Here is a 414-nt window from a genome sequence, read left to right as displayed (position 1 = left end):
GCGATCGGGATAGGCCGCGGCGAAGCCGGGGAAGGGCGGCAGGGGCAGCCAAGTATGGGCGGTCGGGTTCGGGGCATCGTCCGCCCGGTGGATCGTCAGCAGTTGGAGGATCGGCGCGCCCGGCTCGATTGGGCGATCGTGACCGTCGGCTCGCCGGGACTGCTTTCAGCCCGCTCCACAACGCTCACAGGCACCTTGGCATGCCGTGCCAGATCTCTAGGCGCCCAGCGGATAGAAAGCCGTGCTGCGAGGCGCTGCGGGCCTGTGATCACCCTCATCTGCTCCTATGGCCGTCACTTCAGCGCCGCCGTCACGCCCGGACGCTCGACGCCCAGCATGAACGACATGAAGTCCTGCGTGACCGTGATCTGATCGCCGTCGATCCGGTCGTGGCACATCAACAGCCATCGAGCG

Annotated in this window: 1 pseudogene; it reads right to left on the bottom strand. The window is 67.1% G+C overall.

The features are described 5' to 3' along the window. Nucleotides 1–299 precede the first annotated feature (299 nt). A pseudogene (locus MKL09_RS09025) lies at nucleotides 300–414 on the bottom strand (Crp/Fnr family transcriptional regulator); the annotation flags it as partial.

It is taken from the genome of Methylobacterium sp. J-048, from assembly GCF_022829515.1.
In the GTDB taxonomy this organism is placed as follows: Bacteria; Pseudomonadota; Alphaproteobacteria; order Rhizobiales; family Beijerinckiaceae; genus Methylobacterium.
Note: the sequence above shows the minus strand (reverse complement) of the source record. Positions and strands in the feature narration are given on the sequence as shown.